This window comes from Hymenobacter lutimineralis (assembly GCF_008271285.1).
Classification (GTDB): Bacteria; Bacteroidota; Bacteroidia; order Cytophagales; family Hymenobacteraceae; genus Hymenobacter; species Hymenobacter lutimineralis.
The window spans coordinates 116773-130058 of the sequence record NZ_VTHL01000003.1; the positions used below are offsets into that span (position 1 = coordinate 116773).

The 13286-nt window shown below is 61.9% G+C and carries 13 protein-coding genes; 11 read left to right on the plus strand and 2 right to left on the minus strand.

All coding sequences use genetic code 11. The features are described from left to right. Positions 1 to 30: 30 nt before the first annotated feature. Positions 31 to 306, plus strand: coding sequence for a DUF202 domain-containing protein (locus FY528_RS04445; protein ID WP_149069791.1), 276 nt, complete (start codon positions 31 to 33; stop codon positions 304 to 306). Here FY528_RS04445 and FY528_RS04450 read toward each other — a convergent pair. Next, positions 261 to 755, minus strand: coding sequence for a hypothetical protein (locus FY528_RS04450; protein WP_149069792.1), 495 nt, complete (start codon positions 753 to 755; stop codon positions 261 to 263). The two genes, FY528_RS04445 and FY528_RS04450, sit on opposite strands and share 46 nt — an antisense overlap. Positions 756 to 1172: 417 nt before the next feature. Between FY528_RS04450 and FY528_RS04455 the strand changes: the two genes are divergently transcribed. The 10 genes from FY528_RS04455 (at position 1173) to FY528_RS04500 (ending at position 12731) form a co-directional block, all read left to right on the plus strand. Next, a complete protein-coding gene (locus FY528_RS04455; RefSeq protein ID WP_149069793.1) occupies positions 1173 to 1517 on the plus strand; it encodes a hypothetical protein in 345 nt (114 codons plus the stop codon). A gap of 170 nt (positions 1518 to 1687) precedes the next feature. Then, entirely contained in the window at positions 1688 to 4126 is a 2439-nt protein-coding gene (locus FY528_RS04460; RefSeq protein ID WP_149069794.1) for a TonB-dependent receptor, read from the plus strand. 66 nt (positions 4127 to 4192) lie between these two features. Next, a complete protein-coding gene (locus FY528_RS04465; RefSeq protein ID WP_149069795.1) occupies positions 4193 to 4759 on the plus strand; it encodes a hypothetical protein in 567 nt (188 codons plus the stop codon). 199 nt (positions 4760 to 4958) lie between these two features. Beyond that, the gene (locus tag FY528_RS04470; protein ID WP_149069796.1) at positions 4959 to 7400 is read left to right on the plus strand and encodes a TonB-dependent receptor; all 2442 of its coding nucleotides are present in this window, start codon (positions 4959 to 4961) and stop codon (positions 7398 to 7400) included. A gap of 110 nt (positions 7401 to 7510) precedes the next feature. After that, a complete protein-coding gene (locus FY528_RS04475; protein ID WP_149069797.1) occupies positions 7511 to 8434 on the plus strand; it encodes a cation diffusion facilitator family transporter in 924 nt (307 codons plus the stop codon). A 180-nt stretch (positions 8435 to 8614) separates the two neighbouring features. After that, positions 8615 to 9889: an MFS transporter gene (locus FY528_RS04480; protein ID WP_149069798.1), complete on the plus strand. Its 1275-nt coding sequence runs from the start codon at positions 8615 to 8617 to the stop codon at positions 9887 to 9889. A 106-nt stretch (positions 9890 to 9995) separates the two neighbouring features. Continuing rightward, a complete protein-coding gene (locus tag FY528_RS04485) occupies positions 9996 to 10379 on the plus strand; it encodes a hypothetical protein (protein WP_149069799.1) in 384 nt (127 codons plus the stop codon). 105 nt (positions 10380 to 10484) lie between these two features. After that, on the plus strand, positions 10485 to 10940 hold the full coding sequence (locus FY528_RS04490) for a DUF6526 family protein (RefSeq protein WP_149069800.1): 456 nt from the start codon (positions 10485 to 10487) through the stop codon (positions 10938 to 10940). A 133-nt stretch (positions 10941 to 11073) separates the two neighbouring features. Beyond that, positions 11074 to 11376 (plus strand): DUF4286 family protein, encoded by a 303-nt coding sequence (locus tag FY528_RS04495; RefSeq protein WP_149069801.1) that lies wholly within the window; start codon positions 11074 to 11076, stop codon positions 11374 to 11376. A gap of 107 nt (positions 11377 to 11483) precedes the next feature. After that, positions 11484 to 12731, plus strand: coding sequence for a sterol desaturase family protein (locus FY528_RS04500; RefSeq protein WP_149069802.1), 1248 nt, complete (start codon positions 11484 to 11486; stop codon positions 12729 to 12731). A gap of 7 nt (positions 12732 to 12738) precedes the next feature. Here FY528_RS04500 and FY528_RS04505 read toward each other — a convergent pair whose 3' ends face one another. After that, positions 12739 to 13239: a GNAT family N-acetyltransferase gene (locus FY528_RS04505; RefSeq protein ID WP_149069803.1), complete on the minus strand. Its 501-nt coding sequence runs from the start codon at positions 13237 to 13239 to the stop codon at positions 12739 to 12741. Between the last annotated feature and the right edge of the window lie 47 nt (positions 13240 to 13286).

Below are 13286 nucleotides of genomic sequence, written 5' to 3' on the forward strand. Positions count from 1 at the left end.
AAAGACACGTATACACCCCACCTGTTCCTTATGGCTGCTTCCCACAACCGCCTTCGCGAACTACGCGACCTACTGGCCCTGGAGCGCACTTTAATGGCCAACGAACGTACGCTGCTCGCTTACGTTCGCACGGGTATGGCCTTGGTTATTGCCGGCTTCTCCCTCATTCAGTTTTTCCGCCAGAATCTCTTCGTCTGGGCAGGGGTGGCCCTGGTGCCAATTGGGCTAGGCGTAGTGCTGGTGGGCTGGGTGCGCTACCGTCATAAGGGCAATGCCTTGGCCAGCAGTTCGTCCACGTCTTTGTAAACTACGGTTGGGTTTAGCCATTCTGCCATAAGCCGCCCAGTGGCTTCTTCGTGGCCGTTTACTACCCAGTCAAAGGCGGCATCCAGATCGGAGAAAAGCTGTACGTCGAAGCGGATAAACCGCCGGCCAGCGCGCAGAATGCTTTCAATCACCATCAGGTTATAGTCCCGCTCGCCCACTATCACGGCCACGCAATCGATAGTCGGCAGGCAAACCCGGGGAAGCCAGCTGTGCAGAATCCAGAACTGGTCTTCTATGGAAATAGGTGGCAGAGAACGGGTATCAAGCAGGCACTGGCGGATCTGAAGTTGCGGAGCCAGCTGCGCAATAACTTCCAGCGCCGGCCGCAACGCTTTGCCCGAGGTCAGGTCGCCACACCAGGCATAATGCAGCAGCTGCGCTTCTGCATCGTAATGCAGCCGAATGCACTCCTGAATATAACAGATCATAGTTGGCGAGAGCAGGGCTTATCTACAATAATAAGCACAATTCTGCCATAAAACCACACAGTTACAAAATTTACTCCACTACCCTCACCCTGTTTTAGCAGTCAGCTAATATGGTTTAGCACATACTGAAGGCACCTTGTTGTGGCCGCATCGCCCAGATGCGCCACGACTACACAAACCACGATTCGGTGGTATGCGGCTGACCGGTTTTGGGAAACGGACGTAGTTTAGCCGCCAAGCGGCGTAACAGATGGATAGTGAGCTTTTGCATGGTATGAGCAACCAGGTTTTGTCTGCGGCAAAGCTCGGATGGCAAGATGACCTGAAGATGATCAGGCTATTATGTTTACCGCTCTTTCGGGGCATTCCGCGTTTTCCTTCTACATTTGCCTTCGTTCGTATCCTGTGGTAATGCCCATGCGTAAGCTTCGTTCCCGGCTGGCTTTGTTGCTGCTCCTGTGCTTTGTGCGGGTGCTGCTGCCGGACACGTGGGTGCTGGCCCTGCACCAGCACACGCACACCACCGACGAGCTGGCCCACGCCGTGACCTGGCCCAAGGGCAAGGCATTGTTCTCCGCCAAGCACCAGCACTGTAATGCGGACCAATTCTTCAAGTCGGCATTTGAGCCCGCACCCGGCGTACAGCTGGAAGCCCCGGTAGCTGGCATTTTTGCCGCGCCGACTGCCGAGGAGATTGTTTCGCTTTGGGCCGCTACACCCTTTGCTACTTACCAGCTGCGGGGCCCCCCTACCCGGGCTTAAGCACACAGTAACCTTTTCCACCAGCAGCCCCGCAGGTAAGGGCATCGGGCTATCCGATGCCGTAGAGCACTTGTCGCTGCGCTGCTGCTACTGGCCAGAGCCTGCCCGCTCCTGGCCTATCAGGGAAAACGGTTGGTTTAAGTAGCCCGGGCAGATTCCTTTCTCTTCGTATGTTTTTTCGTACTCCGGGCCGTGTCCGGGGGCGGAGGGCTGGCTCCGTGCTGGCGGTAGCGTTGCTGTGCGTGCTACCCCGGCTGCTGTGGGCCCAGGCTCCCGCTCCGGCGGATTGCGCCCTGCTGCTGAGCGGCCGCGTGCAGGACCACGAGTCGCGCCTGGCACTGGCGGGCGCCACGGTAGTTGTGCTGGAAACCCAGCAAGCAACTCAAACCGAGCCCGACGGCCACTACCACTTGGAAAGTCTTTGCCCCGGCACCTACCACGTGCAGGTAAGCTTCATTGGCTTTGCGTCGGAAGTGAGTGAGGTGCGCCTGACGGTGGCCACGTACCGCGACTTCCGCCTCCACCCCGATGCCGTGGTGCTGAAAGGGGCTGTGATAAGCGGGCAGCGCGTAGCGGCTCCTACCACCCAGGCCACGGCTACGCTGTCGGAAGCTGACTTGCAGCAGACCCGCGGCCAGACCCTGGGCGAGGCCCTGCAGAAAGTGAATGGCGTGACGGCCCTGCAGACCGGCCCCGGCATTTTCAAGCCCATGATTCACGGGCTGCACTCCAACCGCGTAACCATTCTCAACAATGGGGTGCGGCAGGAAGGTCAGCAGTGGGGCCAGGAGCACGGCCCGGAAATTGACCCGTTTCTGGCTTCTCAACTCACTGTCGTGAAGGGCGCAGCCAGTGTGCGCTACGGCTCCGATGCCGTGGGCGGCGTGGTGCTGGTGCAGCCCCGAGCCCTGCGCGACTCGGCCGGGGTGGGTGGCGAGCTGAACCTGGTGGGCATGAGCAACAACGGCTTGGGCGCGGCCTCTGGTACGGTGGAGGGCAACCTGCGCCGCCTGCCAGCCCTGAGCTGGCGAACCCAGGGCACGGTGCGCAAAGCCGGCACCATGCGTGCTCCGGGCTACTACCTGAAAAACTCCGGCTTCGAGGAGGGCAATTTCTCGGGCGCGGTAGGCTGGCGCAAACCGACGTACGGAGCCGAGGTTTTTTATAGCCAGTTCAACACCCGCATCGGGATTCTGCCGGCGGCGCACGTGGGCAATCAGCAGGATTTTCTGCTGGCCGTGGCGCGTGACCGGCCGCTGGAAACCACCGGCTTCAGCTACGACATCGAGCGGGCTTACCAGCAGGTACAGCACGACGTACTCAAGTTTTCGGGCTTTGTGAAAACGGGCAATGCGGGCCGCCTCAGCACGACCGTGGCCCAGCAGGTAGACGCCCGCGACGAGTACGACAAGTACCGCCCTCGTAACGACAACCGCGCCGCCCTCGACCGGCCCGCGCTGAGCTATACCAACCGCACCAGCACCGCCGAGCTGCTGTGGGAGCACCGGGCCTGGCGCGGCTTCACGGGCAGCGTGGGGCTGGCGGGCACCTACCAGTTCAACCGCTACGCCGATGGCAGCCGGCAGTTTATTCCGTTCTACACCAACTACGTGGGCGGCCTGTTCTGGCTGGAGCAATGGCGACAGGGAAGCTGGCTGCTGGAAGGTGGCCTGCGCCTCGACCAGCGCGACTTGCAGGTGAAACGCGCCACCCGTGCGGGCGGAGTGTTTGGGGTTGAAGAAAGCCGATTCCAATACACCACGCCGGCTGCCTCGCTGGGGGCTGTGTATGATGCCTCCACCCACCTGACGCTACGACTGGCCTCGGGCCTGACCCAGCGCGCACCCGCCCCGAACGAGCGGTTCAGCGACGGGGTGCACAACGCGCAGTACGAGCTGGGCTATGACCTAGTACCCGGCAACGGTCCCGCCCGGCCCGAAACTGCTCTCAACCTGGGTTTCACCGCCACCCTGCACGACAACCCGCGCCTGAACGGGGAGCTGACCGTGTACCAGACGCGCATTCGGGGTTTCCTGTACCAGTCCCCCATTCTGCCGCCGGTAGTGAACATCCGGGGCGTGCTGGCCAGCTGGCAGTTTCAGCAAACCGATGCCACCCTGCGCGGGCTGGATGTGAGTGGCTCCTACCAGCTGACGGCGCGCTGGCTCCTGGCCGGCAAGGCCGCTATGGTGCGCGGGCGCGACACCCGCCAGGATGAGTGGCTCATCTTTATGCCCGCCGACCGCGCCGAGCTGAGTGTCCGCTACGCGCTACCCAACCGCGTGGGCCGCCGACTTTCCGCAGGCTACGTGCAGGTACTGGGAACCGGCGTAACCCGCCAGACCCGTGTGCCGCGCAACTACGCCGAGCGGGACTACCGCCTGCCCCCGAACGGTTACGGCCTCCTGGGACTGGAAGCCGGCACCACCCTGCACTGGGGCCGCCTGCCGCTGGAGCTGAGCGTGGCCGGCGCCAACCTGCTCAACCAACGCTACCGCGACTACCTGAACCGCTACCGCTACTTCGCCGACGAAATGGGCCGCAACGTGACCCTGCGCCTGCGGGTACCCCTCGAATTCAGCCGGGCAAAGTCAGCCCCTACGCCCTAGGGCCTGGTACTACTGCCTTCTTCCCTTTTTACTCTTTTCTCATTCACTTCATCACCTTCTGAAACCATGAAAAATCTGCTTTTCCGTTCCGCTTTCCTGGCCGTGCTGGCGGCTTCGCCCATGCTCACCAGCTGCTCCGACGATAACAACGACACGCCTACACCCGACGAGGAAAACGAACAAATTACTACCCTGCGCTACGAGCTGACGCCCGTGGGCGGCGGCACTACGCTCACGGCCCAGTACCGCGACGTAGATGGTGACGGGGGCGCGGCCCCGGTTATCAGCGGCCTCACGCTGGCTCCCAACACTACGTACACCGGCAAGCTGGTACTGCTCGACGAAACCAAGAATCCGGCCGAGGACATTTCGGCCGAAGTGAAGGAAGAAGCTGATGAGCACCTGTTCCTGTTCGAGGCCACCGGCACCAACGTGACCGTTACGCGTACCGACAAGGACAAGAACAACCTGGAAGTGGGTTTGGAAACGACGGTGCAGACCGGCGCAGCCAATGCGGCCGGCACGACCGGCAACCTTAAAATCACGCTGCGCCACCAGCCCGGCACCAAAGACGGCACGGCTACGCCCGGCGACACCGATGTAGCCGTAGACTTCCCCACGGCCGTACGCTAAGTCAGGGCCTCCCAAACAAACCGGGCAGCACAGGTGGCACAGAGCTGCTGGTGCTGCCCGGTTTGTTTACCGGATTTCCCTCGGACGCAGGTACCCGTTCTGATCAGAAAATCCGGCCAGCTGGTTTCATTAGTTTTGGCTAAGTGCAGCCTTGCGGCCCCGTCTGCCGTTCATGACCAGCGTATAGTTTTTTGCGAGTATGTTCCGATTTCTTCCCACGGCCGGCGTATGGCTGCTTTCTTTTAGCGCACTTGCCCAAGCCCCCGCGCCGCCGCCTGCCCGGCCCGCGCGCGTGGCGGCGCCCCCGGTGACGGGCCGTATTACTGATGCCGCCACCGGCGAGGCGCTGCCCGGGGCCACCATTGTGTTTCCGGATTTGCGCCAGGCCACGGCGGCCGGGCCTGACGGCACGTTCCGGTTCAGCAGTTTGCCCCGCGGGCGGTTTCTCATGCAGGTTCGCTTTATCGGCTACACACCCGTGGTACGGACCGTGGATACCGGCGCCGGCCTTGCCCTCGACGTAGCCCTCACGGCGGCCGATACAGAAATTGGGCAGGTCATTGTTACGGGGGTATCGGCTAGCACGGAAATGCGCCGCTCCCCCATTCCCACCAGCGTGGTGGACCAGACACGGCTGCGCCAAACGGCCGCTACCAACGCCGTAGATGCCCTGGCCCACCTGCCGGGCCTAAACCAGATTACTACCGGAGCAGCCATCAGCAAGCCGGTTATCCGGGGGCTGGGGGCCAACCGCGTTATCACCCTGAACAACGGAGCCAAGCAGGAGGGCCAGCAGTGGGGCGATGAGCACGGCATCGAAATCGACGAGTTCAGCATCGACCGGGCCGAAGTCATCAAAGGTCCGGGTTCTTTGCTTTACGGCTCCGACGGGCTGGCCGGGGTTATCAACTTCCTGCCGGCCGAGCCCGTGGAGGAAGGCCGGGTGCTCGGCGCCGTAGCCGCCACCTACCAAACCAACAACTACCAGCAGGGCTACTCAGTCTGGAACGCGGGCAACCTGAATGGCCTGAACTGGCAGGTGCGCGGCTCGGGCAAAGTAGCCGCCGACTACCGTGACCGCTACGACGACCGGGTGTACAACTCGGGCTTTCGGGAGCTGGACGGCAGCGGCTACGTGGGTCTAAACAAAAGCTGGGGCTACTCCCACCTCACGTTTAATTCTTTCAACCAGATTCTGGGCCTGATTGAGGGCGAACGGGAGGCAGCCACCGGCCGGTTTCTGCGCATCAATGGCCTGGGCGAGCCGGAAGTGGTGATGGACCGCGGCTTTTCGGGCTACGACCTGGATGTACCGCGTCAGCAGATCAACCACCTGCGCCTGGGCACCGATAACAACTTTATTCTGGGCCAGCACCGCGTGACGCTGAACGTGGGCTGGCAGCAGAACCTGCGCCGGGAGTTCGGCAACCCGCTGGACTACTACGAGAAGTCGTTGTTTTTCCAGCTGCGCACCGTGGATTATGCCCTGCGCTGGTTTCTGCCCGAGAAAAACGGCTGGAACACCACGGTGGGCCTGAGCGGCATGCAGCAGCAAAACCAGAACAAAGGCGTGGAGTTCCTGATTCCGGCGTACCGGCTGCTGGATGGGGGCCTGTTTGGCGTCACCAAAAAGAGCTTCGGGAAGCTCGACCTTAGCGGTGGCCTGCGCGTGGACGCGCGGCGCATCACGGCCGATGCCCTGTTTTTGAACGCCGACGAGCAGCCGGTGCCGGCTGGCCTGGGTGAGCAGAAGTTTGGGGGCTTCCAGAGCACCTTTCGCAACGTGAGCGGCAGCGTGGGCGGGGCGTACAGCCTCAGCGAAAAATGGCTGCTGAAGGCCAACCTAGCCCGGGGCTTCCGCGCGCCTAACATTGCCGAGCTGGGCTCCAATGGCATTCACGAAGGCACTACCCGCTACGAAATCGGGGAGCCGGATCTTAAGGCCGAAACCAGCTTCCAGGCCGACGGCGGGGTGAGCTTCACCTCCGACCACATTAGCTTCCAGGCCGACGTTTTTCGCAACCGCATCAGCAACTACATCTTCCCCCGCCGCCTGGCCGCCGTCGATGGCACCGATTCGCTGTCGGCCGACGGCGACCGGGTGTTCCGTTACGGGCAGGGCGACGCGCGCCTGGCCGGGGGCGAAGTCAGCCTCGACCTGCACCCCCACCCCCTGGACTGGCTACACTTCGAAAACTCGTTTTCGATGGTGCGGGCCCTGCAGTTTGACCAGCCCAGCGGGCAGCGCTACCTGCCCTTTACCCCCGCCGACCGATTTCAGTCGGAGCTGCGGGTGAACTTTCGCAAAGCCGGCCGCTCCCGGTTGCACAACCTGTACGCGCGGGCCACCCTGGAGCACAACTTCGCCCAGAAGCGCATTTTCTCGGCCTTCGACACTGAAACTCCCACTTCTGGCTATACCTTGTTTAATGCAGGTATAGGAACAGATGTGGTGTCGGCCAAGGACCGCACGCTGTTTTCCTTGTACCTAGCGGCCAACAACCTCTTTGATGTCGCGTATCAAAATCACCTCAGTCGGCTGAAGTACACGGCCGTAAACGAGGCCACCGGCCGGCCAGGCGTGTTTAACATGGGCCGTACCCTGAGCGTGAAGCTTTTGGTGCCCTTGTCGTTCAAGTAAATTCCTCGCATTGTTATGCTGTGGAAGGCGCAGTGTCCGCAGTGCGCTGACCGCAGAACGACACCGCGAGACACTACTCCTTTCACTGCGCAATACTGCGAGCAACCCGTATGGCCCACGACCACGCCGGACACGACCACCACCACCACGGCCCGCCTGCCGACGGCAATTTCTCGCGGGCCTTTGCCTGGGGTATCACGCTCAACCTGCTGTTTGTGGCGGGCGAAGCAGCGGGCGGCTTGTGGGCCAATTCCTCGGCCCTGCTCTCCGATGCCGGCCACAACCTGAGCGACGTGCTAAGCTTGGCCCTGGCCTGGGGCGCCACGCTGCTGGCCCGACGCCGGGCGGCCGAGCGGTTCACCTACGGCTACAAGGGCGCCACTATTCAAGCCGCGCTACTCAACGCGGCGCTTTTGTACCTGGCCCTGGGCTTTATTCTTTGGGATACCATCGACCACCTGCGCCACCCGGCCCCGGTAAATGGGCCGGTCGTCATGGCCCTGGCCGGGCTGGGCGTGCTCATCAACGGCTTCACCGCCTGGCTTTTCCAGAGCGGGCAGAAGGCCGACGTAAACGTGCGCGGCGCCTACCTGCACATGCTCACCGACATGCTGGTATCGGTGGGCGTAGTGGTGGGTGGAGCGCTGGTGTACTTCACCGGCTGGCTCTGGCTCGACCCGGCCATCAGCTTCGTAATTCTGGCCGTGGTGGGCTACAGTTCCTGGGGGTTGCTGCGCGAGACTATGCAGCTGGGCTTACAGGCGGCTCCCGTCGGAATTGAGGTAGGGGCGGTGCGGCGCTTTTTACTGGCCCGTCCCGGCGTTACAGCCCTGCACGACTTGCACATCTGGCCCTTGAGCACCCAGGACACGGCCCTCACGGTGCACCTGGTGCGCCCCGGCGGCCAAAACAGCAACCAATTTCTACGGGAGCTGCAGCACGATTTGCTCCACGAGTTCAACATTCACCACTGCACCGTGCAGCTGGAAGATGACTACCCCTTGATGGGCGCCCACGGCTGCTGCGACGCGTAGGGAAGGCGGGGGCTGCCTGACCGCCTAAGCTGCTACGTAGGACGCTGGCAAAACCACCGCGCCTTCTGCGGGCTAAAATACACCGGAACAATTCTGCTGGCCCCTGGCTCCCCTCCGGATAACAGAAGCCAGGATGCCGGTAAATCTTCGTAATCTGCGGGTCGCAACGTTCCCTCCCGCATGAAATCCGTTACGCCTGCCTCTCCTTCCCAAACTACCGGTCTGCTCAGCACCATTGTGGTGGTAGCTGCCCTGGGCTATTTCGTCGACATCTACGACCTGATTCTGTTCAGCATTGTGCGCGTCGCCAGCCTCAACGAGCTGGGAATTACAGCCGCCGACCAAGTGACCAGCCAGGGCCTCTACCTCATCAACATGCAAATGGGCGGCATGCTGCTGGGGGGCATTCTGTGGGGCGTGCTCGGCGACAAAAAGGGCCGGCTCTCGGTACTCTTCGGTTCCATCCTGATTTACTCCCTGGCCAACATTGCCAACGGCTTCGTGCAAACCATCGACCAGTACGCCTGGCTGCGGCTGATTGCCGGCATTGGGCTAGCCGGAGAGCTGGGCGCGGGCATTACCCTGGTTTCGGAAACCCTGCCTAAGGAAAAGCGCGGCTACGGCACCATGATTGTGGCCACCGTGGGCGTATCCGGCGCCATGCTCGCCTACTGGGTGGGTGACAAGTTCGGCTGGCGCAATGCCTACTTTGTGGGGGGCGGGCTGGGCCTCGCCCTGCTGGCTTTGCGCGTGGGCGTGTACGAGTCGGGGATGTATGAGCAGGCCAAAAAGAGTGAGGTGGAGCGCGGTAACTTCTTTGCCCTGTTCACCAATGGCCCACGCTTGGCCCGCTACCTCAAGTGCCTGCTCATCGGGGTGCCGCTGTGGTTTGTGGTGGGCATCCTGATTACCCTTTCTCCCGAGTTCGGCAAAGACCTGGGCCTGACCGGACCCGTCACGGCCGGGTTGGGCGTGTTCTGGTGCTATTTTGGACTGGTCTTCGGCGACTTTGCCAGCGGTACGCTCAGCCAGCTGCTGCGCAGCCGCAACCGGGCGCTGCAGATATTTCTGGTGTTCTGCGGCCTGATGGTGGGCGTGTACCTGTTTGCCATTCGTGGGGCCTCGCCCACGGTGTTTTACGCCGTGTGCTTTGTGCTGGGCATTGCGGTGGGCTTCTGGGCCCTGTTCGTGACGGTGGCCGCCGAGCAGTTCGGCACCAACCTGCGCGCCACGGTGGCTACCACGGCTCCCAACTTTGCCCGTGGCTCGGTGGTGCTGCTGGTGCCCATCTTTCAGTACACAGCCGCCGCGCTGGGGCAGCCCGGCGCGCCCAACCGTGTGCTGGCCGGGGCCGTAGTGGGTTTGGCTTCCTTACTCATTGCCTTCTGGGCCGTGAGTACCCTGCCCGAAAGCTTCGGCAAGGACCTTGATTACGTGGAACTGGACGAGGCGTAGCCCGGCGGACGGGCTTTTGTTTGCAGCGGCTAAGTGGGCTGACCCCAACTCTGCTGAGTGGGCGCCGTACCTAAGGGCGAATTCTCCTATGAACTCGACCGTAGCTATGAAATTTTTTGTTGCGCTTTTAGCCGCTGCCTGTTGCAGCGTAGCCACTGCTCACGCCCAAACCACGCCTGCGGTAACCGATACCACCCAGCTTACGCTGGAGCAGCAGCAAGCCCGGGCCGCCGCTGCCCAAGGCACCCTGAACACTCAGAAACAAGCCTCGACGGCTTCCCGTACCGCCGTACACGACTCCAAGGCGCAGCTTAACGAGCAGAAGCGCGCTATGAAGGAGCAAAAGCAGCAGCTTAAAGAGCAAAAGCTGACACTACGCCGGCAGCAGGAAGCGGCAAAAGCCGACCGCCAGCGCGAAAAAGAAGCGCGTGGGCTGTTGAAAGAAGAAAAGAAGCGCACCAAGGAAGCCCGGAAAGCAGCCCGCGCCTAAGCCGGTAAGTCTGCGGGGCGATGGTCGGTACTCAGCCAGGCAAGTTCCCCGCGCACCCAGCATATAGCGGCTCGAAAATTTCAGTGCTTTTCACGACCACAGCTCATGCCCTCTTCTTCGCCCAACAACCGCCCTACCGTGCGCTTCTACGCGCCGCACCATTTTATCCTGTTGCCAGCGGCGCTGGTCATGGCCTTTTATGCCGGACGGCGCTACGCAGCCGTAGCCGGCACCGACGACAACAACGCCCGCCTGTGGTTTTGCGTGGCGGCCGGAGCCATTATTGTACTGGGCATACTCATTATGATGCGGCAGCACTACGCCCTCACCCTGCAGGACCGCATCATTCGGCTGGAGATGCGCCAACGCTACTTCGAAATCACCCGGGACAGTTTTCAGCCCTTCGAGCAGCAGCTCACCTTCAAGCAGATAGCCGCCCTGCGTTACGCCTCCGATGCCGAGCTGCCGGGGCTGCTCCAGGCGGCCATCCGCGAGAAACTCTCCCCCGCGGCCATCCAGGAGCGCATCGACCACGTGCTGCTCGACACCATGCGGGTGTGAGCCATACGCCCGTTTAGGCCGGCGACTGGAATTTTTGCCTGAACTTTGTGTTGTCGCACCAAGACCTGCGCCGTAGAACCGTACTCCGGCCTAGCACCCTTGGTCGTATTCATCCGCTTCGCCGACATTCCCCATGATTCTGTATAACGTCACCACCAGCCTCGACCCGGAAATTGAAGAGCAGTGGGTAGCTTACATGCGCGACACGCATTTGCCGGATGTAATGGCCACCGGCTTTTTCCTGAAAAGCCAGCTCTGCCGCCTGCTCAACGAGGAAGACGGGGGTGTTACCTACGCCGCCCAGTACTACTGCGTGAGTCTGGAGCAGCTGGAGGAATATCAGCAGGTAGCGGCCCCGGCGCTGCGCCAGGAAATTGACAAGCACTTCGCCGGGCGGTTTGCCTCCTTCCGCACCATGCTGGAAGTGGTAGACTAGTCTCACAGTACCCTTGAAGGCACGAAAAGCCGCTTCCCTGGAGGCGGCTTTTTCTGTTTATCTTACCTGCGCTTCGCCCTGCTTGTCCACTTCCCACCCCGCCCCCGATGAACTTGAACCCGATTATCCTTTCCATTCCCATCTACTTTCTGCTGATTGGGGTGGAGCTGCTGGTCGAACGATTTCACCAGACCAAGCACTACCGCTTCCACGATGCCCTCACCAACATCAGCTGCGGCCTCACCCAGCAGGTAACGGGCGTGTTCATGAAGGTGCTGGGCGTGGGCGCCTACGCGCTACTCTACCAGCACCTGGCTATCTGGCACGTGCCCCGCACCTTGCTTACGGGCGCCCTGCTGTTTGTGCTGGCTGATTTGTGCTACTACTGGGCCCACCGCATGAGCCACGAAATCAACTTGTTCTGGGGAGGCCACGTGGTGCACCACCAGAGCGAGGACTACAACCTCTCGGTGGCCTTGCGGCAGGGCTCCTGGCAGGAGCTGTTCACGTTTGCCTTCTACCTGCCCCTGGCCGTCATTGGGTTCGAGCCGGAGTTTTTCGTGTACGTGTCGGCCTTCGTGACGCTGTACCAGTTCTGGATTCATACCGAATATATTGGCCGGCTGGGGCCACTGGAATGGGTGCTCAATACGCCCTCCCACCACCGCGTCCACCATGGCCGCAACCCGCAATACATCGATAAGAACTACGCCGGCGCGCTGATTATCTGGGACCGGCTCTTTGGCACCTTTGAGCCCGAACAGGAACGGCCGGTATACGGCGTGACGGTGCCCGTCAGTTCCTGGAACCCGGTGTGGGCAAACCTGGGCCACTATCAGGGGCTGTGGCAGCAGCTTAGCCGCACACCCGGCCTCGGCGACAAGCTACGCACACTGTTTGGGCGGCCCGGCTGGCGCCCCGCCAGCCAGGGAGGCCCCTACGAAATTCCGGCCGTAGACCCGCTCACGTATCAGAAATACCATACCCCGGCCCCGGTGCAGCTGAACTGGTACGTATTTGGGCAGTACGTCGTCACCATTGGTATTGGGGCCTTGTTTCTGTTCACCCAGAAAGATATGAATGCTCCCCTGCGCCTGATTACGGCACTTTGGATAGGCTGGGCGGTAGTAGCCTGCGGCGGCCTGTTTGAGAACCGCCGCTGGGCTACGCAGCTGGAGCCGGTGCGCCTGCTGGCCACGCTGGGCCTGGTACTGGCCTTCACCTACCATACCGCGTGGCTTGGCCTTGCGGCGGGCGTGGGTGGGGCGTGGCTGGTGGCCGCCGAAATCTGGTACGCCCGCGTACGGGCGGCTACCACGGCCACGTATGCCCCGGTCCCGCTGCAAAACGCCTAAACCCAATCTACCCGCGCACGGCTGCTTCCACGTCCGGGTGACAGGCGTAGGCCGCCAACTCTGCGGCCGTGAGGGTGCCATTGTGCCACTCGGGGTCGAGGTTGGCGCCGATTTTTTTGTAGAAGCCGATGGCGGGCTCGTTCCATTCCAGCACCTGCCAGCGCAGGCGGTGGGCCCCGGTGCGGCGGGCTTCGGCCACCACGGCGTCAAACAGCAGTTTGCCCAGGCCGGTGCCGCGGGCGGCTTCCGTTACCACCAGGTCTTCGAGGTACAGCATCCGTCCTTTCCAAGTGGAGTAGGCGGTATAGTACAGCGCAATGCCCAGAATGCCCTGCTCTGGCGACTCGGCCACGAAGAACCCAAAAATTGGCTGAGGTCCGAATCCGTCGCGGCGCATGTCGTCCAGCGTGTTGGTGACTTCCTCGGGGGCGCGCTCGTAGATGGCCAGCTCGACGATAAGCTCATGCACGCGGGGCAAATCGGCTTCGGTGCCGCGACGAATAATCATAATCAACGATGTAGTGAGGGGGCAAAGAAAGTTAATGCGGGGGCAAT